The following is a 20,354-nucleotide window of genomic DNA, read 5'->3' on the forward strand; positions in this document are numbered from 1 at the left end:
TCGATTCTGCTCGAAGCGTTTGTTGTTGTGCCGTCATCCAATCAGCTATGAGCGACCTTCGCCTCAGCGTTCTGGACCTGGTGGGCCTTAAGCCCGGAGAAGCAGCTTCGGAGGGCATTGCCCGCGCCGTTACGCTGGCGCAACATGCCGAGCAGCTTGGCTACCATCGCTTTCTGCTGGCCGAGCATCATTCCATCGCCGGTATTGCCAGCTCGGCTACACCGGTGCTGATCGGCCACATTGCAGGCGCGACAAAGTCCATCCGCGTGGGTTCGGCGGGTATCATGCTGCCCAATCATGCGCCCCTGGTGATTGCCGAGCAGTTCGGTACGCTGGACGCGATTTATCCCGGACGCATTGATCTTGGGCTGGGCCGTGCGCCGGGCGGCGACTTCCACACGATGCGCGCCCTGCGCCGTGACAACCACCAGACGGGTGACGATTTTCCAGCTCTGCTGGAAGAGTTGCGCACCTACCTTGGCGATCCGAAGCCGGGACAGGTGGTTCATGCCTTTCCGGGGGAGGGCAGCCGTCTTCCCATCCTGATGCTTGGCTCTTCGGCCTTTGGAGCGCAGCTTGCCGCGATGCTGGGTCTGCCGTATGCCTTTGCCGCGCACTTTGCCCCGGAGTACCTGTACACCGCGGCAAAGCTGTATCACGAGAACTTCCGCCCCGGCGTGCTGCGCGAGCCGTACATGATGGTAGGTGTCCAGGTCATTGCCGCCCAGACGGATGCCGAGGCGCAGAGGCTGTTCACCACGCCGCTGCAGCGGTTTCTGCGGCTGATCCGCAACCAGCCGGTGGAACTGCTGCCGCCGGTGGATTCGATGGACGGTCTGTGGGCCGACTACGAACGGGAGGCCGTGATGAGCAAGCTAGGGGCGGCCATCGTCGGCAGCCCGGAGACGGTCCGTGCAGGCATTGAGAAGTTGGCGAAGGAGACGGGCGCGAAAGAGATCATCGCCGTGACCGACACCTACAGCTTCACCGACCGCGTGCGCAGCTACGAACTGTTGGCCGAGGCTGTGAAACCGGTGACAGCATAGCCTGAGTTCGACAGGGTATCGTGGAGGGGAGCATGACAGCGACCCTCAAGCAGCAGGCGCGCGAGATCTTCGCGCGGACCCTCAACGGCGTTTCTCTTGAAAAGCACCTGGCGCGGCAGTTGCAGTGCAGGGACGGTGTGTTGCATGCAGGCGAGCATCGCTTTCCCCTGGTGGCCTATCGTCGCGCGGTAGTCGTCGCTGTGGGCAAGGCGGCAGTGCCGATGGCCCTGCACGCGGTCAGGACCCTGGGCGGACAACTGCCTCTCCATGGACTTGTGGTCGCTCCGCAGGCGACAGACACTCCGCCCGAGCTGGAGTTCCTGCGTGGATCGCATCCGTTGCCGGATGAGACCTCGTTTTGCGCCGGGCAGCGCGCGCTGGAACTGGCGCGGAGTGCGGACAGCCACACGCTGGTGCTGTGGCTGGTCAGCGGCGGAGCCTCTGCCATGCTGGAGCAGCCGCTGATGCCTGAGATTTCGACGGACGAGATGGTGGCCTTCCACCGTGCGTTGGTGCACTCCGGATGGAACATCGGCGAGATGAACGCGCTGCGCAAGCATGTCTCCGCGGTGAAGGGCGGACGGCTGGCCGTAGCTGCGTCGCAGGCTGCGACGCAGGTGACGCTGCTGGTCAGCGATGTGCCCGAGGGCAGGCAGGATGTGATTGCCTCCGGCCCCACGCTGCCGGATGCGAGCACGATTGCGGAATGCCGTGTGCTGCTGGCGAAGGTGAGAAACGCTCTGCCTGCGGGTATCGTGAGGCTGCTCGAAAGCGAGGAGTTGCCGGAGACGCCGAAGCCGGGTGATCCCGCTTTTGCGCGTGCCGTGGCGATGGAGGTGCTCTCCTCCGCGACGCTTTGCGAAGAGGCTGCCGCCGCTGCCCGAGAGCTTGGTTTTGAGACGGTGATCGACAACAGCTGCGATGAGTGGCGCTATGACAAGGCGGCGATGTACCTGCTCTACCGCCTGGCCCGCATTCGCCAGCCAGGAAAGCGGGTCGCCCTGATTTCGGCAGGAGAGGTCTCTGTTCCTGTCACGGGGGATGCCGGCGTTGGCGGCCGCAACCAGCACTTCGCGCTGTATGCCGCACATCTGATTGCCGGGATGCAGAACACGGCTGTTCTGAGTGCAGGCAGTGACGGGGTTGACGGAAATAGCCCCGCCGCCGGTGCCGTGGTGGACACGGAAAGCTGGAGCCGCGCAGATCGTCCGGCTGCCGCGATGGAGCAGTTTGATTCGGGGAAGGTTTTTGCAGAGCTGGGGGATGCGATCACGACCGGACCGACGGGGAACAATCTGCGGGATCTGCGAGTGTTTCTGGCCGAGGACTAAGCCCCGGCCAGAGGTCAGATCAGCATGGATACGATCGCGGCCGAGATCAGGTTGGCCATGGTTCCGGCCAGCATGGCGCGCAGGCCGAGGCGGGCCAGGTCATTGCGGCGGCCGGGAACCAGAGCGCCGATGCCGCCGATCTGCATGCCGATGGAGCCGACGTTGGCAAAACCGCACAGAGCGAAGGTGGCAATGGAGAGCGACCGTGTGCTGATGCCGTGCGCCGCGGAGAGCGTTCCAAGGTTCTTATAGGCGATGAATTCGTTCAGGATAGCGCGGGTTCCCAGCAGGTCGCCGACGATGCGGGCCTCATGCAAGGGAATGCCGATGAGCCAGGCCACCGGGGCTCCGACGACGCCCAGCACCGCATTCAGCGAATGCGGGAAGGGAATGTTTCCATGTGCCCAGGCAAAGTTGGAGATGCCGAGCATGATGGCATTGAATAGCCCGACCAGCGCCAGAAAGCTGATGAGCATGATGGCCACGTTGAAGGCCAGTTGGCCGCCATCGATGGTGCCGCGTGCGATGGCGCCGATCAGGTTTTCCTTCTCTTGTCCGGGCTCGGTTTCGGGCATCACCACCTTGCCGGCGGTGGCCGGGATCTCGGTCTCCGGGACCAGCATCTTGCTCAGAAGGATGGTGCCTGGTGCGGTCATGATGACGGCAGAGAGCAGGTCCTGTGCGTGAATGCCGAAGGAGATATACGCCGCCATGATGCCGCCGGAGACGTGCGCCATGCCGGAGGTCATGATGGTCATCAGCTCCGACTGCGTGGCCCCGTTCAAAAACGGGCGGATGGTCAGAGGGGCCTCGGTCTGGCCCATGAAGATGCTGGCGGCGACGTTCATGCTCTCCGCGCCGCTGGTGCCCATCGAACGCTGCATCAGCCAGGCCATGCCCTTGATGACCCACTGCATGATGCCCAGGTGGTAGAGCACGGCGAAGAACGCCGAGACGAAGATGATGGTGGGCAGCACTGCGAAGGCGAAGATGTTGAGCGGGCTCTTGGGATCGCCCAGGGCACCGAAGACCATCGACGAGCCATCGGCCGCGTGGCCAAGGAAGCTGGTGATGAAGCCGGAGGTGGTCGCCAGAATCTGCTGCCCTACGGTCCACTTGATGACCAGGAAGGCGAACAGCAGTTGCAGGCCGAGGCCCCAGCCAACCGTACGCCAGCGAATCGCCTTGCGATTGGTGGAGAGAGCATAGGCAACAGCGAGAAGGACGATCAGTCCGAGAAGTCCAGTAAATCTGCCCAAGTAGTGGCTCTCCAAACGTAAGGTGATGTCGGGAGTGTACTGCGTACAGGGGGATAGGGAAAGCGGTAATCCGCCTATCGGCCTGCGCTGGATTGTGCTCAAAAACCAGAACTCTGGTGTTTGGCAGCTTCCATGTCACACTCTTCCGAACAACTGGGAGCAAAGCTGGAACCTTTTGCGGGGATAGCTTTGCCACACACAACACAACGCTTACAGAACAACTGGGAAAAATAACGCCAGATACTACCCATGAAACCTTCCATCACGGAGCAGCGGGGGTATTGCTCAATTTAGTTTTTTGGAATCTTGGCTGAAGTGTAGCAAACCGCGATGTGCGGAGTCCCCGTTACTTCCTGCAAAGAGGTAACCCGGTTTTCCTGTAAAAACCGGGTTCGTCCCTTCGAAGATGGAGTGGCTGGGAGTGTGGCAACGGAGGTCTATTGCATTACTAGGCAACGTCGGCGGCGGTGATGTGCTTCAGGACCAGCGGGCGAACATGCGGCTTGGTATCGCCGATCTCCATGGTCGCAAGCAGCATCCGGGCCGGTTCGTCGGCCTTGGCTGTACTTTCGGCAAAGATGGTCACCAGCGGAGCGCCTTCTTCCAAATAGTCGCCCAGCCTGGCGTGCATGGTCAGTCCGGCATGGGCGCTGACAGGGTCACCGGGCTTCTCGCGGCCTGCGCCAAGGCGCTGGATGGCCCAGCCAACCTGCGTGCAATCCATGCTGGAGAGATAGCCGCTGCGTTTTGCCGTCAGCGTACGTGTGACGGCGGGTTTGTGAAAAGCGGCGGGATCGTCGAAGACGCGGACATCGCCTCCGTGAGCTTCCACCATCTTCAGCCAGTGCTCGTAAGCCTTGCCGTTGTTGAGGACTTCATGGGCAATGGTCTCGGCCTCGGCCAATGTGGCAGCTTTGCCTCCGAGGAGGATCATCTGTGCCGCAAGGGCGATGGTCAGCTCGATCAGGTCCGCGCTGAACGGATGGCGGATGCCCTTCATGATGTCGACGCACTCCCACACCTCCACCCAGTTACCGCTGAACCGGCCCAGCGGCTGGTCGACGGTGGTGATGAGAGCGGCGGTGCGGGTTCCGGCAAGTTCTCCTGTTGAGACCATCAGCCGCGCCAGATGCTCGGATGCCTGCTCGGTCTTCATGAAGGCGCCCGAACCGGTCTTGACGTCCAGCACCAGCGCATTCAGGCCGGCGGCGAGTTTCTTGCTCATGATGGAGGCGCAGATCAGGTTGGGCGACTCGACCGTGCCGGTGTGGTCGCGCATGGCGTAGAGGATGCGGTCGGCGGGCACCAGGCGCTCGGTCTGACCGATCATGCTGCATCCAGCCTTGCGGATGACCTCTGCAAACTGCAGCATGGAAAGCTGCGTGTTGTAGCCGGGAATGGTTTCCAGCTTATCGAGGGTCCCGCCGGAGTGGCCCAGGGCGCGGCCGGAGATCATAGGGACGTTCAGCCCTGCAGCCGCAGCCATGGGAGCCAGCAGAAGCGATGTCTTGTCGCCGATGCCGCCAGTGGAGTGCTTGTCGACGTTGACCGCGCCGGGAGCCAGCGCGGCGTCGAAGACTTCGCCCGAGAAGCGCATGGCGGAGGTGAGGTACGCCAGCTCCGTGCTGGTAAGGCCGCGCTGGAAGACGGCCATCAGGAACGCGGCCAAGCGGGCGTCGGTCACGTTGCCTGCGACCACATCGGCGATGAAGCCTTCAATCTGCTCGCCGCTTAGTTCCTTGCCATCGCGCTTGGCGATGATGATGTCGATGGGATGGAGGTGATCAGCCATGAAAACTCAGGTCCTTCGCTTGCATCACGACAGCATACCCGCTCCCACGCGGTTAGTCGTGGGCGAGTTTGAAGCCGAAGGGAATCAGCGCAGATAACGGAGCGGAGGCCGCGACGCCATCCAGGCCGGGGAAGAAGATCCATGTCTCGGTGTCGCCAAACTCCAGCAGAGTCTGCCGGCAGGCGCCGCAGGGCATGCTGGCGGCACCGTTCAGGTTGGTGACGGAGACGGCGCGAATCTTGATCTCCGGCCCCTTGTGCGAGACGGCGGCGGAGATGGCCGACTGTTCGGCGCAGCAAGTCAGGCGATAGGAGGCGTTCTCCACATTGCAGCCAACATGGATAGAGCCATCGGTCAGCAGCACTGCCGCACCCACGCGGAACTTAGAGTAGGGCGAGTAGGAGTTGAGAGCGACGCGTCCGGCAAGCGTGTGCAACTGCTCAATCAGTTCGTGGCTCAGGCCGGAGGCGTGCGGTTTGGCAGGCGTCGACATAATGGAACACGATCATATCAAAGCCGTGAGTGGCATTTGTTGGGCCCCGGGAAGACGGGCTCGTCATTCCTTCTCAGACGGCATCTAATAGAGACAACGCATGGCCCGCTCGAAGAAATCTGCCTCCGGCAACGCACCTGGAAAAGACGATGTGCTGTATCTGTTTCATCCGGTCACGGCGGCATGGTTCCGCGCTGTGTTCGACGGTCCTACGCCACCGCAGGTGGAGGGCTGGCCATCCATTGCACGTGGTGAGTCGACACTGATTCTTGCACCCACCGGCACTGGCAAAACGTTGACCGCCTTTCTGTGGTGCCTGGACAGGCTGATGCTGCGCACGCCGCCGGCAGAGCAGGGAACCGGTGTGAAGGTGCTGTACCTTTCTCCGCTCAAGGCGCTGGCCGTGGACGTGGAGCGCAATTTGAATTCTCCGCTCGCCGGCATCGCCAACCAGGCGCGGCAGATGGGCGTGGACTTCTACGAGCCCGTGATCAGCGTCCGCACGGGTGACACCCCGCAGCAACAACGCGCCCGCTTTCGCCGCCATCCCGGCGACATCCTGATCACAACGCCGGAGTCGTTGTACCTGCTGCTGACGAGCGAGGCCGGCGAGGCCCTGCGTTCGGTGGAGACGGTCATCATCGATGAGATTCACGCGCTGGTGCCCACCAAGCGCGGGGCGCACATGGCGCTATCATTGGAGCGGCTGGAGGCTTTATGTGGACGCAGGTTGCAGCGCATCGGCCTGAGTGCAACGCAACGCCCGTTGGAAGAGGTGGCGCGGTTCCTGGGCGGGACCGAGGAGCCGTTGCGAGGTGGGAGTTCTGAGTTGCGAGTGGGAAAAGCAGGTCCTTCGGCTGCGCCTCAGGATGACAACGACGAATTCGATGGCGAACTAGACAACCAGCCATCCAGCCAACCAGCCAACGCCTTCCGTCCCGTCACTATCGTCAACGCGGGGGCGCGCAAGCGGCTGGAGCTTCGCGTGGAAGTGCCGGTTGAGGATATGGCCCGGTTGGGAGAGATCGACGATCTGCCCAGTGGTCCGGCATCGCAGGGGCCGAAGCGGACGAGCATCTGGCAGTCGATTCATCCGCGCCTGCTGGAGATCATCCGTCAGCATGAGTCGACGATTCTGTTTGTAAATGCGCGCCGCATTGCGGAGCGGCTCGCAGGCGCCATCAACGAGCTTGCGGGTGAATCCGTTGCACGCGCGCACCATGGAAGCCTTGCGGCTTCGCAGCGCAGCGAGATTGAAGAGATGTTGAAGGCGGGCAAGCTGAAGGCGCTGGTTGCAACGTCTTCGCTGGAGCTTGGCATCGATATGGGCGCGGTCGATCTGGTGATCCAGATTGAAGCTCCTCCCTCGGTGGCCAGCGGGCTGCAACGCATTGGCCGCGCCGGGCACACGGTGGGAGCTCCGTCGAAGGGTGTGATCTTTCCGAAGTATCGTGCTGATCTTGTCGCGTGTGCTGCTGTGACGCGTGCCATGCACGAGGGCCATGTGGAGTCGACGCGCTTTCTGCGCAATCCCCTGGACGTGCTGGCGCAGCAGATCGTCGCCATCGTTGCGCAGCCGCCAAGGGAGAGGGAATCGGGAGCAGGGAACAGGGAACAGAAGGACCCGCCAGCAATTCACTATGACGCGCTGTATGCGCTGATTCGCGGGTGTGCGAACTTTGCTTCGCTCTCGCGAGCCAGCTTTGATGGCGTGCTGGATATGCTCAGCGGGCGCTATCCCTCGGATGAGTTCGCCGAGCTACGCCCGCGCCTGACATGGGACCGTACCACCAACTGGCTTACACCGCGCGAAGGCGTGAAGCGCATTGCCATTCTGAATGCGGGGACGATTCCTGATCGTGGTCTATATGGTGTCTTCCTCTCGGGCGAACGCGCCAAGCCGATCCGCGTGGGCGAACTGGATGAGGAGATGGTCTTTGAGTCGCGAACCGGCGACACCTTTGTGCTGGGCGCTTCCACCTGGCGCATCGATGAGATCACGCATGACCGCGTGCTTGTCTCACCGGCACCGGGCGAGCCAGGCAAGATGCCTTTCTGGCACGGCGACCAGGCCGGCCGGCCGCTGGAGTTTGGCCGGCGCATCGGTCAGCTGATCCGCGAACTGCGCGATACGCCACGGCAGGTGGCCATCAACCGGCTTACGCGGGAGCATGATCTGGACCCCATGGCAGCGGAGAATGTGCTGCGCTACCTGGCTGACCAGGAGATAGCCACGCGCGTTGTTCCGGATGACCGCAACGTGGTGATCGAACGTGTCCGCGATGAACTGGGCGACTGGCGAGTCTGTGTGCTCACGCCCTTTGGTTCGCGCATTCACGCTCCGTGGGCCATGGCGGCGACGGCGAAGATCAAGGCCGCAGGCGGGCCAGATGTGGAGACCATGTGGAGCGAGGACGGCTTCGTCCTGCGTTTTCCGGAGACGGACGAGCCGCCTGCCATTGAACAGCTTCTGCCGGAGCCGCAGGAGGCGGTCGATCTGGTGATGCGGCAGCTTGGCTCGACTGCGTTGTTCGCGGCAAAGTTTCGTGAAGCAGCGGCCCGTGCCTTGTTGTTGCCGCGACGGCGCGCCGATGGCCGTGCTCCGCTGTGGCAGCAGAGAAAGCGCGCGTATGACCTGCTGGCCGTGGCGTCGCGTTACAGCGAGTTCCCTATGCTGCTGGAGGCCTATCGCGAGTGCCTGCGCGATGTCTTTGACCTGCCTGCGCTGCGCGAGATTCTTACGCTGGTCAGCCGTCGCGATCTACGCGTGCATACTGTGGACTCGCGCACTCCTTCGCCCTTTGCCTCGGCGCTGTTGTTCAGCTACGTGGCCAACTATATCTACGACGGGGACGCTCCTCTGGCCGAGCGACGCGCGCAGGCGCTGAGCATTGACCAGGACCAGCTTCGCGAGCTGATGGGCGATGCCGACCTGAGGGAGCTTCTGGATGCGGCGGCTATCTCTGAAACAGAAGATCAGTTGCAGCTTCGTGCCGAAGGCTACCGCGCGCGCAATGCCGATGGAGTGCACGATCTTCTGTTGCGCCTGGGCGATCTTCGTCCGGCGGAGTTGCTGGAACGGGTTGTCTCGCCCGAGGTGGCGCTTGCCGTGGACCGTTTGAAGAAGTCGCGTCGCGTGCTGGAGATCGGCCTTGAAGGCGACAAGCGTTTGATTGCGGTGGAGGATGCCGGACGCTATCGCGATGCTCTTGGTATTCCACTGCCGCCGGGGTTGCCGTCGGCGTTTCTTGAGAAGACGCAGGATGCCTTGCTGGACCTTGTCCGCCGCTACGCGCGCACGCATGGGCCGTTCACTACGCCCGAAGCCGCAAAGCGTTTTGCCTTGCCGGAGCCGCTGGTGGAAGCGACATTGCAGCGGCTGGTGCAGGCGGGCCGCGTGGTCGAAGGCGGCTTCCGTCCGGAGGGATCGCACCGCGAGTGGTGCGATGTGGAGGTGCTGCGCACCATCCGTCGCAAATCGCTGGCGAAGCTGCGCCGCGAGGTGGAGCCGGTGGAGCAACGTACGCTCGCACGGTTCTTCACGCAGTGGCAGGGAGTGGTTACACCGAGGCGCGGGCTGGATGCCGTGCTGGACGCCGTGGAAAACCTGCAGGGCGCGCCGGTCCCTGCATCGCTGCTTGAGAGCGAGATCCTTCCCGCGCGCATCGGCACCTACAAGCCCGCCGACCTGGATACGCTCATCGCCGCAGGCGAGGTCATCTGGACCGGTCTGGAGCCGCTGGGCGAGCGCGATGGCCGCCTCGGACTTTTCCTTTCGGACAAGCTGCCGCTGCTGTGGATGCCGCGTCCGCTGCCGGAGCTGACGGAGAAGGAGAAGCTTGTCGTCGACCTCCTGCAACAGCGTGGCGCGACCTTCTTTGCGCAACTGCTCGAAGGCACGGGAGGCGGATATCCCGGTGATCTGCTGGAGGCGCTGTGGTCGCTCGTCTGGAAGGGGCTGGTGACCAACGATTCGCTGCATGCCTTGCGGGCGTATATCGAGAGACCCACGACCACGCGTCAGCCTGCGCGACGGGTGCATAACCAGCAGGCCGGCTTCCGATCGCGAAGGACGACTCCGCCGACAGGTCAGGGCCGGTGGGCGTTGAATGCGATTGCCTTTGCGGACCAGGCGGCGCGCGCGACATCGTGGAGCCACGCCATCGCGCAGCAGTTGCTGGCGCGCTACGGCATCGTCTTCCGCGAGACGGCCCACGCGGAGAACCTGCCCGGTGGCTTCAGTGCGGTGTATGACGTGCTGAAGGCGATGGAGGAGTCTGGCAAGATTCGCCGCGGCTACTTTGCGGCCGATCTCGGCGCTGTGCAGTTCGCTTTGCCCGCCGCGCTGGACCTGCTGCGGACGCTGCGCAACAAGGTGCAGCACGACGAGCCGGAGATGCTGCTTCTAGCGGCGACCGACCCGGCGAATCCTTATGGCACACTGCTGCGCTGGCCCGCCGCGCCCGATGCGTCGAGTACGCTGACACGCTCCGTCGGCGCGCGTGTGGTGCTGTGCGATGGCTCGCTGGCCGCGTACCTGCGCCGCGGCAACCCGAGCATCCAGGTCTTTTTGCCGGAAGAAGAACCGGCCCGCTCGCAGACCGCGCAACAAATCGCGCAGTTCTTTGCGGAGGTCGTGGGCCGCAGGGAAGAGGGCGACGAGAACCGCTCGCGTGCCGGGATGTTGATCGCTATGGTCAACGGTGTTCCTGTTGCGGAAAGCGTAATGGCGAAGGTATTGCTGGAAGCGGGGTTTGTAGCTGCGCCGATGGGGTTCAATCTGCGGAGGCAGCTTTCGCAAGTGCAGCGGGCAATCAGCCAACCATCCACCTAGCCAACCATCCAACCAGACAATGCCTGAAGGCGACACAATCTTCCGCTCAGCCCGCGCTCTTGCAAAAGCCCTCACCGGGAAGGCGGTCATACGCTTTGAGACCGCACTTGCTCCGCTGCAGCGTGTGCAGGACGACACGCCAATCACCGGCCGCATGGTCGAAAAGGTGGAATCGCGTGGCAAGTGGTTGTTGATGTACCTCTCCGGTGACCTGATTCTTGTTACGCACATGATGATGTCCGGCTCCTGGCATATCTATCGCACCGGAGAGAAGTGGTGGCTTCCGCGCAAGGCGATGCGCGTGGTGATTGGTGTGGATGGCTTTGAGGCTGTCGCGTTCAACGTTCCGGTAGCGGAGTTCCATACCGCCCGCTCGCTGGCGCGGCACAGTGCGATTCCGCAACTTGGCCCCGATCTCCTTGACTCATCCTTTACACCGCAGACCGGGCAGCAACGTCTTGCCGAACGCGCTGTTTCCCACCCGGAAGACGAGGTCGCCGTTGTTCTGCTGAACCAGCGGGTGATGGCGGGGCTGGGGAATGTCTACAAGTCCGAGGTCTGCTTCACTGCGGGTGTCCATCCCTTCCGCCGCATGGACACGCTGACCGAAGGGGAGATGCTTGCCCTTGCCGACCATGCCCAGCGCTACATGCAGACCAACGTGCGGGATGGCTCCGGCGACGGAATCGTAACCTACACCGGCAGCCGCCGCACCACGCACCGCGCCGACCAGGAGGAGCGTCTGTGGGTCTACGGCAGGGCGGGAGAGGCCTGCCGCCGCTGCGGAACAACCATTCTGAGCCGCAAGCAGGGTGTGCAGGCACGCTCCACATATTGGTGCCCGAACTGCCAGCCCTGGAAGGGAAGCGAGGTGGAACCGGAGGGCTGGGCGGTGAAGAAGCTCTCGCGCCGGACCAGTTGTTAAGGGGCAAACTGAGCGATTCAGCGGGATTCAGGCATTCTTCGGTCGCTCATTCAACCCTTCTTCGTTTTCATTCAACTATTCAATTATTCAATCATTCATCTTGCCTCTGCTCTGCGATACGATTAGGACATTCGGGCTACAGTCTTTGGTTTCCGCGTGGGGGATTCGTCCATTCACGTGGATGCTGTTCTCTATCTCCAAGGTCGTCGCAACTAAAGGAGTGTCTAATCCCATGGGTATCACACGGCGCGATTTCCTTACGCGCGTAGGGCAGGCTGGCGGTTTCAGTGCTGCAGTTGTCACCATGCAAGCTCTCGGCCTGATGCCGATGAAAGAAGTTGAGGCAGAGGCGGTCAAGGCTACCTCCGGAGCCGGCAAGGGCGTCAGCATTGTCGTTCTGGGTGGCGGTGTGGCCGGTCTGGTTACCGCGTATGAGGCCCGCAAGCTTGGATACAAGGTCACCGTTCTGGAAGCCCGTGGCCGCGCCGGTGGCCGTGCTTACTCGGCCCGTGGCGGGGATGTGATCGAATTCGTGGACGGCACCAAGCAGAATGTGACCTGGTCGCCTGGCCTGTACTGGAACATGGGTCCCGCCCGTATTCCGTCGGTACATGGCACCATCCTGAGCTACGTTCGTGAGCTGAAGGTTCCCATGGAGGTTTGCGTCAACACCTCCCGCTCTACCCTGCTGCAGAATGACAAGGTGAACGGCGGCAAGCCCTACACGCAGCGCAAGGTCATCAACGACACCCGCGGCGAAGTGGCCGAGCTGCTGACCAAGGCCCTGAACGGCGGCGCCCTGGACTCTGAGCTGACCAAGCAGGATCGCGAGCGCCTGGCCGACATCATGCACCTGTGGGGACCGCTGGACGGCAAGAACAAGTACACCGGTTCTGACCGTGCTGACATCACGCAGTATCCTGGCGCCGGCCCGCAGGACATGATCATCAACCGTCAGCCGATTACGATGCACGACCTTCTGGACGGCAACTTCTGGAACGCCGAGCTGTACGAAGAGGCATGGGACTGGCAGGCAACGATGTTCCAGCCGGTCAACGGCATGCAGCAGATCTCCAATGCCCTGGCCAAGTCGCTCGGACCGCTGATCGTCAAGTACAACTCGCCTGTCTCGGAGATCCTGAAGACCGAGAAGGGTGTGAAGGTTGCTTATGAGACGGCAGGCGTCAAGCACACCATTGAGGCAGACTATTGCGTCTGCGCCATGCCTCTGACGATCCTGAACAAGATCAAAGCTGACCTGTCGCCCGCGGTAAAGGCCGCGGTCGCCCGTGGCGCCGACTCCTACCGCGGTTCGTACAAGGTGCCGTGGGAAGCAACGACCCGCTTCTGGGAGAAGGACTACAACATCTACGGCGGCCTGAGCTTCCTGGCCAAGGGACCGCAGCCGATCTGGTATCCGTCGAACGGCATGTTCAGCGAAGGCCCGGCCATGATCTGCGCCGGCTACCAGGACGAGACGATCGACGGCTTCAACAAGCTGAGCCTGCAGGAGAAGTTCGAGTCCTCGCGCCTGTCGATTGAGAAGATGCACCCCGGCGGCGGCAAGCTGGTCTCCAAGCCGGTTTTCAACGGCTGGAAGCATGTGAAGTGGAATGAGGGTTCGTGGATCGGCGCCATCACCAAGGCCGACTACGCCACCATTACGCAGAACGACGGCGCAATCTACTTTGCCGGTGACCACACCTCGCACGTGGTGGGCTGGCAGGAAGGCGCCGCAGCCAGCGGACGCCGCGCCATCCAGATGATCAGCGACCATGTGAAGTCTGCCCGCCTCGGCGGCAAGCTCTCCAGCACGGTTACTGCCTAAACGAAACACAGGGGGCGGGCCTTCACGGCTCGCCCTTGTATTTTGGTACTGATGTATCAGGAGATTTCCATGAAGAAGATGTTCCTCGCTCTCGCCCTGACCGCCGCTGCCGCAACCGCCACTCATGCGCAGACCCCTGTGAAGCACATCCAGGACGACAAGGGCTTTATCGCCACCGGCGTCTGGGCCGGCGACACGCTGTACCTCTCCGGCCAGTTGCCTTCGCCCGTAACCCCGGCCGACCCGGCCAAGGGCACCCCGGCTGACTACGGCGACATGAAGACCCAGGCCGCCAGCGTCCTGGCCAAGATCGACGGCCTTCTGAAGGCCCAGGGCCTGACCACGGGTGACGTGGTGAAGGCGACCGTCTTCCTGGCTGCCAACCCGAAGACCGGCAAGCTGGAGTTCGCGGAAATGAATGGCGAGTTCTCCAAGTACTTCGGCACCAAGGATCAGCCGAACAAGCCGGCCCGCTCGGCTGTGCAGGTAGCTGCCCTGGTGGCTCCCGGTGCTCTGCTTGAGATCGAAGTGATTGCTGTGAAGAGCAAGAAGTAAGCTCTGCCCAGAAACGGAAAAGGCCGGCGTAAGCCGGCCTTTTGCTGTCTGAGGGGAAATTAGAGGCCTTCGATCTCCAGGAGGCGTTTCTTGCGGTCGACACCCCAGCGATAGCCAGTGAGCTTGCCGTTGCTGCCCACGACGCGATGGCAGGGGACGGCGAGCGCCACGGGGTTCGTGGCGCAGGCACGGGCCACGGCGCGGGTGGCGGTGGGCTGGCCCAGAGACTCGGCCACCTCGGCATAGCTGCGGGTTTCGCCACGAGGAATCTCGCGCAGGGCCTTCCAGACGCGCTGCTGGAAGACGGTGGCTCGCAGGTCCAGCGGCAGGTCCAGCTCATGCGGAGCCGATCGCAACTGCGCCAGCACGAAACGGACGCCCTGGGTCAGCAGCGGGTCGTCTTCGGCGGACTCAATCGCGGCGTGCGGGAAGCGGGAGCGCAGATCAGTCTCCACCTGGTACAAGGAGTCGCCAAAGGCGATAGAGCAGATGCCTTTGTGTGTCGCTGCGACAAGCACGAGGCCCAGGGAGCACTCGCTGGTGGTGAAGCGGATGGCGAGTCCTTCGGCTCCGCGGCGCGCCTCGCCGGGCGTCATACCAAGAGCGCTGGCGGCCTCATACATGCGGCTGGGGGAGGAGAATCCGGCCTCGTAGATGGCGTCGGTCACGCGGTTCTTCGGCAGCTGCGAGCGCAGGCGATCCAGCTTGCGGGCGGCGGCGAACTCCTTCGGCGTGACGCCGAGGATGCGCTTGAAGTTCTTCTGCAGGGCAAAGGTGCTGGTGCCGGTCAGACGAGCCAGGTGGTCCAGGGTGACGGTCTGTCCGCTGTGCGCGGTCAGGTATTCGGCGGCGCGGGTTACTGGGGTGAGAAAGCGGTCGAGCAGTGGCTCGTCTGGCCTGCAGCGTTTGCAGGCGCGGAATCCGGCTGCGATGGCTTCGGCTGGCGTGGCAAAGAAGTCGACCTGCGCGCGCGAGGGGCGGCGGCTGGGGCATGAGGGGCGGCAAAAGATGCCGGTGGACTTGACGCTGTAGAAAAATGGCGCGGCGGGGTCACGGTCCAGCACCTGCTGCCAGCGGGTGTCGGGTACGGCGGCCGGGATGGAGGGGCGGAATGCCATGGCAAGGTTCATAGGCAGTATCGTGCAACGGAGCGGCAGGTGGCCACACCCCGTTTCTTGCCGTCAAAGTTTGGCATCTAAGTCCGGAGTATGAGCCGTCGATTTGTACTCGGATTGCTGCTGGGCTGTGCCATGGTCTCCTCCGCCGTGGCGCAGCAGGATGAGGTGGTGCGTGTGGACGCACACGCGGAGGCGAAGCCTTTTCCCCACTTCTGGGAGCAGATGTTCGGCTCCGGCCGGGCGGTGCTGGCGTTGCGGCAAAGTTATCGTGACGACCTGGCTGCGGTGCATGCGGTTACAGGTGTGCAGTACCTGCGCTTCCACGCCATTCTGCATGACGAGCTGGGTGTCTACAACGAGGATGAGCACGGCAACCCGGTCTACAACTTCAACTACATTGACCAGATCTACGACGGCCTTCTGGCGCAGGGCGTCAAGCCGGTGGTGGAGCTGAGCTTCATGCCGAAGAAGCTCGCCTTCAATCCGGATGCACTGCATCCGTTCTGGTACAAGCAGAATGTCTCGCCGCCCAAGGATATGAAGCGGTGGAACGACCTGATCTCGGCGCTGGCGAGGCACCTGGTGCAGCGTTACGGAACGGAAGAGGTAGCGCAGTGGTACTTCGAGGTGTGGAACGAGCCGAACATCGACTTCTGGGGAGGCGTTCCGCGTGACGAAACCTACTTTGACCTGTATGCCAACACGGCGCGGTCGCTGAAGGCGGCGAGCCCGCGTCTGCGCGTGGGCGGTCCGGCCACCGCGGCGGCTGCGTGGGTGCCGGAGTTCCTGGCCTTCTGCGCACAGAACAAGGTGCCGGTGGATTTTGTTTCCACCCATGGATATGCGGACGAGCCGGTGAAGCGGTTGCTGGGAACGGACGAGGTGATTGCACCGGAGGACCGTGTGGCCGCGGCGATTGCGAAGGTGCGGCGCGAGATTGATGCTTCGGCAGCACCTCACCTGCCGCTCCTGTGGACGGAGTGGAATGTCTATCCTGCCCGCGATGCGCGGGAGACGCCGTATGTCGGTCCTGCACTGGCGAATACCATTCGCGAGGCCGATGGCAAGGTGGACTATCTTTCCTTCTGGACCTTCTCCGAGGTCTTCGAAGAGGGTGGCCCGGCGCGGGCTCCGTTTACGCAGTTCGGTATCCGGGCCATGGGCGGCATCAACAAGCCTGCGTTTTATGACTTCGCCCTGTTGCACCAGTTGGGCGAGCAGAGAATCTCGAACAGTTCGAAGCACGCCATCGTTACCAGGCTGGCGGACGGTAGCCTGGCGATTGTGGTGTGGAACCTGGTCGATCCCGAGGCGAAGCCGGTGAGCCGCGCTGTGACGCTGCAGGTGGAAGGCGTTCCCGCAAACGCCGAGGTCACGGTGCAGCGCGTGGATGAGGCACACGGCAACGTGGGTCCTTTTTACAAGGCCATGGGCAGCCCGGTAAGTCCCACGCCAGCGCAGGCAGGGGAGCTGAACCGCAAAACGGCGTTGGGTGAGCCGGAGCGCACGAAGCTCACCCAGGGCGTCGTCCATCTGCAGCTTGCGCCAAATGCGTTGCTGTTGGTGAAGATTGCGGCAGAGAAGCATCCTGCTTCGCGGTAAACGGGTCTAAGCTGGCAGAGCCTCAGGATTCGTCCTGAACCTTACCCCTGATCGAAGAGGAAGCATGGCGACTGCCGCAGCGACGGTAGACCAATCTGGTGCTGTGACCAAGGGTGTGAACCCGTGGCTGATTGCTGCGTCGGTCATGCTGGCCACCTTCATGGAGGTGCTGGACACCTCGATTGCGGCGGTGGCGCTGCCGTATATCGCCGGCTCGCTGTCGGCCTCGAACGACGAGGCCACATGGGTGCTGACCAGCTACCTGGTGTCGAACGCCATCGTTCTGCCGGCGTCGAACTGGTGCAGCCTGCGCTTCGGCCGCAAGCGCTTTCTGATGAGCTGCGTGGGCATCTTCACCATTGCCAGTTTCTTCTGCGGAGCCGCCCCGACACTGCCGCTGATGCTGCTGGCTCGCGTCGTCCAGGGTGCGGGCGGTGGCGCACTGCAGCCGCTGTCGCAGGCCATTCTGCTGGAGAGCTTTCCGCCCGCAAAGCGCGGCGCGGCCATGGCGGTTTTCGCGCTGGGCGTGGTGGTGGCCCCGGTTATCGGGCCAACGCTGGGCGGCTGGCTGACGGATACCTATTCCTGGCGCTACGCCTTTTACATCAACATTCCGGTGGGCCTGCTGGCACTGTTCATGATCGGCCGGTTTGTGAACGATCCGCCGTACATTGCGAAGGCGCGTGTGCCGCGCTTTGACAGGATCGGCTTCGGCACGCTGGTGGTATGGACCGGCTGCCTGCAGGTGATCCTGGACAAGGGACAGGAGGATGACTGGTTTGGAGCTATCTGGCTGCGCTGGGCAACGCTGTTCCTGGTGACGGCGCTGGCGTGGTTTCTCGTTCACTCGTGGCGGTCAAAGGATTCGCTGGTGGACCTGCAGATTCTCAGGAACCGGAACTTCGCCGTGGGCAGTGTGCTGATCCTGCTTTTCGGCATGGCGATCTATTCCACCGTAACGGTGCTGCCGCTCTTCTACCAGGAGCTGCTTGGCTACACGGCATTTACGGCCGGGCTTGTTGTGGCTCCGCGCGGCCTGGGAGCCATCCTGGGGTCATTTGTCATCGGCCGTATCTCCTCGAAGATCGACAACCGCATCCTGCTCACGCTCGGCTTCCTGGTATTCGGCCTGACGACGCTCTACTTCGGCAACATCACGCTGGATGTTTCTCCGACGACGCTGTTCTGGCCCATCGTCATCACAGGCATCGCTCTGGCGTTTGTCTTTGTGCCCATCAGCACCATGGCCTATGGAACGCTGCGCAATGACCAGATCGGCAATGCGTCGGGGCTGTTCAACCTGATGCGCAACGTCGGCGGCTCGATTGGGATTTCAATTGCGCAGACGCTGCTGGTGCGCCGCGCCGCGCTGCATCAGAACGAGATCATCAACTTTGTCCCCATTACCGGGGCGGAGTTCCAGCAGGCCGTACAGGCAACACGCGAGGCCCTGACGCACTCCTTCCTTGGCCCGGCGAATGCGCCTGCGGGAGCGAATGTGCAGCTCTATCAACAGCTCATACGACAGGCAATGTACTGGTCGTTTGTGGATGTCTTCCGGCTGTTGTCGCTGCTCTGCATCGTGTGCGTGGTGATCGTCTGGTTCTTCCAAAAGGTAAAGGGCAAGGGGCCGCCGGCCGGAGCGCACTAGAATGTTGGCCATGACTCCGGCGGACTTTCGCAGAATCGCGATCGCACTGCCTGGTGTGGAGGAAAGCTCCCACATGGGGGCAGCGGACTTCCGCGTGGGTGGCCGCATCTTCGCAACGCTGGCGCATGAGGCCAAAGGCTACGGCAACCTGATGCTTACCCCGGAGACGCAGCAGCCGCTGGTGGAAGAGCTGCCGGAGATTTTTCTGCCGGTCGCGGGCGGATGGGGGCGCAACGGAGCGACGCACATCGTGCTGTCGGCTGCAACCGAAGACCAGCTTCGCGGGGCGTTGAAAACGGCACACCGTCTGCGTGTGGAGAAGAACAGCAAGACGGGAAAGAAGCGCTAGCTACTCGTCGTCCAGCGAGACCTTGGCTTTGCCGTCTGAGAGAGAGGTGGCCATGAACTGCGGTTGTTTGCGTGGCTTCTTCACCGGTTTTGGCTCGTCTTTCGGGTCAAGCCGGTAGACGATCAGAAGGTTGCGCTCCGGGTCGTCGAGAGCGGGGTATTCGGCCACGCGGGTCAGCTTATAGAGCGGCGCGAGGGCGTCCATCTTGTCGTCTTCGACGATATTCCAGGCAATGAACCACCCCGGTTTGTAGGCGGCTACGCGCTTGTCCAGGTCCATGGTGCCGAAGTCGTCGCAGATGGCCGGAAGGCCGGTCATCAGGGCGAGGTTGGAGCCGGAGATGGAGAGTACCAGGTGGTTGCCACGCGGATCGGCGTCAATCGTCGACCGGATACGCTTGGCGGCGTTCAGGTAGGTGTACTCCGGCGTACGGACGTAGTGCAGCGTCTCCATGCCGGCACGGATGGTTACGACGGCCAGGGCTGCTGCCGCGGCGCCGCGCACCCAGGCACGGTCCTCTGAAAGCAGCGTCAGCGAGATGGCCAGAAGAATAGTGAGCGGAACCGCAACCACCAGGTAATACCGTGGCTGCAGGTTGTTGTGGTACGCCAGGAAGAAGAAGTATCCGGCGACCCACAGCAGCAGCGAGATATAGAGCGGGTTTCGCCATGCCTTGCGATGGGTCAGTACGACGGCGGCGATGGCGACGGCAACCAGAAGGTAGGAGATGCGCCCCATCCACATGCCATCGCGGAAGGTATTGGCGATGACCTTCCAGAGGGGTTCTTTCTGGAAGCTGGTGTACTGGTTGGCACTGAACAGGTAGCGGTAGTCGGCCAGGTAGTGGGGCCGGACAAAGATGAGGAAGTAGCTTGCCCAGAGGGTTGCGGAGATGGCTCCGGCCGGAAGGGCAAAGCGCAGCGCGGAGCGCCAGCGGTAGCCGGATTGGGCAAAAATCATCCAGAAGATAGCCGGCAGGAGGAAGACGGCCGTGGTCTTGGTGAGCACCATCAGCGGCATGATGATGCCGAGTGTGATGGTGGGCAGCCAGCGGGGGAGTCCTTTCGCCTGGGGGGAAAGGAACGATCCGGCATAAAGGCCGAGCAACGTCAGCAGAATCAGCAGGGGCTCCAGGATCGCCAGCCGGCTGAAGGCATAGATGAACGGGCTGACCGCGAGCAGCAGAACGGCGATGGCCGGAACCAGCGATCCCTGGCGCATACGGCGCAGCAGCAGGTAGGTCACGATCAGGATGGCGCCGAAGACGCCTACGGCGAGTCCGCGAGCGGTGCCCAGGCTGACGCCAAAGATGGAGAAGACGCCTGCTTCCAGAAGGGGCCAGACAGGCAGGGCCACGGCCGGGTTGAAGTCTCCGGAGACATACCAGTTGCCCCGCAGAAAATAGCGGATGGCTGCGTCGCCATACCAGCCTTCATCGGTGTACTTCGCCCAGTCCATCCACGGGGAATGGTTGGGGAAGTCCGCGTTCAGGTGGACGGCGTGCAGGGCGAAGAAGACCGCTGCCAGCGCCAGGATCGCCCATCGAACTCCACGATAATTTCCGTTCACGA

At 62.7% G+C, this 20,354-nt stretch carries 14 protein-coding genes; 9 read left to right on the forward strand and 5 right to left on the reverse strand.

The features are described from left to right. Nucleotides 1-47 precede the first annotated feature (47 nt). Nucleotides 48-1,046 carry an LLM class flavin-dependent oxidoreductase gene (locus OHL13_RS17905; RefSeq protein WP_263411481.1) on the forward strand — a complete coding sequence of 333 codons (999 nt, stop codon included), beginning with the start codon at nt 48-50 and terminating at the stop codon, nt 1,044-1,046. Between the two features lie 32 nt (nt 1,047-1,078). Beyond that, complete coding sequence (locus OHL13_RS17910) at nt 1,079-2,377, forward strand: glycerate kinase type-2 family protein (RefSeq protein WP_263411482.1); 1,299 nt, start codon at nt 1,079-1,081, stop codon at nt 2,375-2,377. A 14-nt stretch (nt 2,378-2,391) separates the two neighbouring features. Here the strand turns inward: OHL13_RS17910 and OHL13_RS17915 are convergent, their stop codons facing one another. From OHL13_RS17915 to cdd, 3 genes are all read right to left on the reverse strand, one after another. After that, nucleotides 2,392-3,636, reverse strand: a complete 1,245-nt coding sequence (locus tag OHL13_RS17915) for a NupC/NupG family nucleoside CNT transporter (RefSeq protein ID WP_263411483.1) — start codon at nt 3,634-3,636, stop codon at nt 2,392-2,394. 448 nt (nt 3,637-4,084) lie between these two features. Continuing rightward, on the reverse strand, nt 4,085-5,428 hold the full coding sequence (locus OHL13_RS17920) for a thymidine phosphorylase (RefSeq protein ID WP_263411484.1): 1,344 nt from the start codon (nt 5,426-5,428) through the stop codon (nt 4,085-4,087). 52 nt (nt 5,429-5,480) lie between these two features. Then, entirely contained in the window at nt 5,481-5,921 is a 441-nt protein-coding gene (cdd, locus tag OHL13_RS17925; RefSeq protein WP_263411485.1) for a cytidine deaminase, read from the reverse strand. Between the two features lie 100 nt (nt 5,922-6,021). Here cdd and OHL13_RS17930 point away from each other — a divergent pair, with 100 nt between their 5' ends. The 4 genes from OHL13_RS17930 to OHL13_RS17945 all read left to right on the forward strand — a co-directional run bounded on the left by OHL13_RS17930 (nt 6,022) and on the right by OHL13_RS17945 (nt 14,063). Then, a complete protein-coding gene (locus OHL13_RS17930) occupies nt 6,022-10,755 on the forward strand; it encodes an Lhr family helicase (protein ID WP_263411486.1) in 4,734 nt (1,577 codons plus the stop codon). Between the two features lie 19 nt (nt 10,756-10,774). Then, nucleotides 10,775-11,680, forward strand: a complete 906-nt coding sequence (locus OHL13_RS17935; protein ID WP_263411487.1) for an Fpg/Nei family DNA glycosylase — start codon at nt 10,775-10,777, stop codon at nt 11,678-11,680. 232 nt (nt 11,681-11,912) lie between these two features. Continuing rightward, nucleotides 11,913-13,508: a flavin monoamine oxidase family protein gene (locus OHL13_RS17940; RefSeq protein WP_263411488.1), complete on the forward strand. Its 1,596-nt coding sequence runs from the start codon at nt 11,913-11,915 to the stop codon at nt 13,506-13,508. A 69-nt stretch (nt 13,509-13,577) separates the two neighbouring features. Next, nucleotides 13,578-14,063, forward strand: coding sequence for a Rid family hydrolase (locus tag OHL13_RS17945; protein WP_263411489.1), 486 nt, complete (start codon nt 13,578-13,580; stop codon nt 14,061-14,063). Between the two features lie 59 nt (nt 14,064-14,122). On the opposite strand, the gene ada is transcribed toward OHL13_RS17945, so the two are convergent. Next, nucleotides 14,123-15,181: a bifunctional DNA-binding transcriptional regulator/O6-methylguanine-DNA methyltransferase Ada gene (gene ada / locus OHL13_RS17950; protein ID WP_263411490.1), complete on the reverse strand. Its 1,059-nt coding sequence runs from the start codon at nt 15,179-15,181 to the stop codon at nt 14,123-14,125. Between the two features lie 90 nt (nt 15,182-15,271). Here ada and OHL13_RS17955 point away from each other — a divergent pair, with 90 nt between their 5' ends. From OHL13_RS17955 to OHL13_RS17965, 3 genes are all read left to right on the forward strand, one after another. Beyond that, on the forward strand, nt 15,272-16,783 hold the full coding sequence (locus OHL13_RS17955; RefSeq protein ID WP_263411491.1) for a GH39 family glycosyl hydrolase: 1,512 nt from the start codon (nt 15,272-15,274) through the stop codon (nt 16,781-16,783). Between the two features lie 64 nt (nt 16,784-16,847). Further along, nucleotides 16,848-18,434, forward strand: a complete 1,587-nt coding sequence (locus OHL13_RS17960; protein WP_263411492.1) for a DHA2 family efflux MFS transporter permease subunit — start codon at nt 16,848-16,850, stop codon at nt 18,432-18,434. Nucleotide 18,435: 1 nt separating this feature from the next. After that, nucleotides 18,436-18,783: an MmcQ/YjbR family DNA-binding protein gene (locus OHL13_RS17965; RefSeq protein WP_263411493.1), complete on the forward strand. Its 348-nt coding sequence runs from the start codon at nt 18,436-18,438 to the stop codon at nt 18,781-18,783. On the opposite strand, the gene OHL13_RS17970 is transcribed toward OHL13_RS17965, so the two are convergent. Then, complete coding sequence (locus OHL13_RS17970; RefSeq protein ID WP_263411494.1) at nt 18,784-20,352, reverse strand: ArnT family glycosyltransferase; 1,569 nt, start codon at nt 20,350-20,352, stop codon at nt 18,784-18,786. Nucleotides 20,353-20,354 lie beyond the last annotated feature (2 nt).

This window comes from Terriglobus tenax, assembly GCF_025685395.1.
Classification (GTDB): domain Bacteria; phylum Acidobacteriota; class Terriglobia; order Terriglobales; family Acidobacteriaceae; genus Terriglobus; species Terriglobus tenax.

Bases quoted from the DNA above. Each gene is read 5' to 3' on its own strand.
- OHL13_RS17905 (WP_263411481.1), top strand. From the start codon at position 48: ATGAGCGACCTTCGCCTCAGCGTTCTGGACCTGGTGGGCCTTAAGCCC.
- OHL13_RS17910 (WP_263411482.1), top strand. From the start codon at position 1,079: ATGACAGCGACCCTCAAGCAGCAGGCGCGCGAGATCTTCGCGCGGACC.
- OHL13_RS17920 (WP_263411484.1), bottom strand. From the start codon at position 5,428: ATGGCTGATCACCTCCATCCCATCGACATCATCATCGCCAAGCGCGAT.
- cdd (WP_263411485.1), bottom strand. From the start codon at position 5,921: ATGTCGACGCCTGCCAAACCGCACGCCTCCGGCCTGAGCCACGAACTG.
- OHL13_RS17930 (WP_263411486.1), top strand. From the start codon at position 6,022: ATGGCCCGCTCGAAGAAATCTGCCTCCGGCAACGCACCTGGAAAAGAC.
- OHL13_RS17935 (WP_263411487.1), top strand. From the start codon at position 10,775: ATGCCTGAAGGCGACACAATCTTCCGCTCAGCCCGCGCTCTTGCAAAA.
- OHL13_RS17940 (WP_263411488.1), top strand. From the start codon at position 11,913: ATGGGTATCACACGGCGCGATTTCCTTACGCGCGTAGGGCAGGCTGGC.
- OHL13_RS17945 (WP_263411489.1), top strand. From the start codon at position 13,578: ATGAAGAAGATGTTCCTCGCTCTCGCCCTGACCGCCGCTGCCGCAACC.
- ada (WP_263411490.1), bottom strand. From the start codon at position 15,181: ATGGCATTCCGCCCCTCCATCCCGGCCGCCGTACCCGACACCCGCTGG.
- OHL13_RS17955 (WP_263411491.1), top strand. From the start codon at position 15,272: ATGAGCCGTCGATTTGTACTCGGATTGCTGCTGGGCTGTGCCATGGTC.
- OHL13_RS17960 (WP_263411492.1), top strand. From the start codon at position 16,848: ATGGCGACTGCCGCAGCGACGGTAGACCAATCTGGTGCTGTGACCAAG.
- OHL13_RS17965 (WP_263411493.1), top strand. From the start codon at position 18,436: ATGTTGGCCATGACTCCGGCGGACTTTCGCAGAATCGCGATCGCACTG.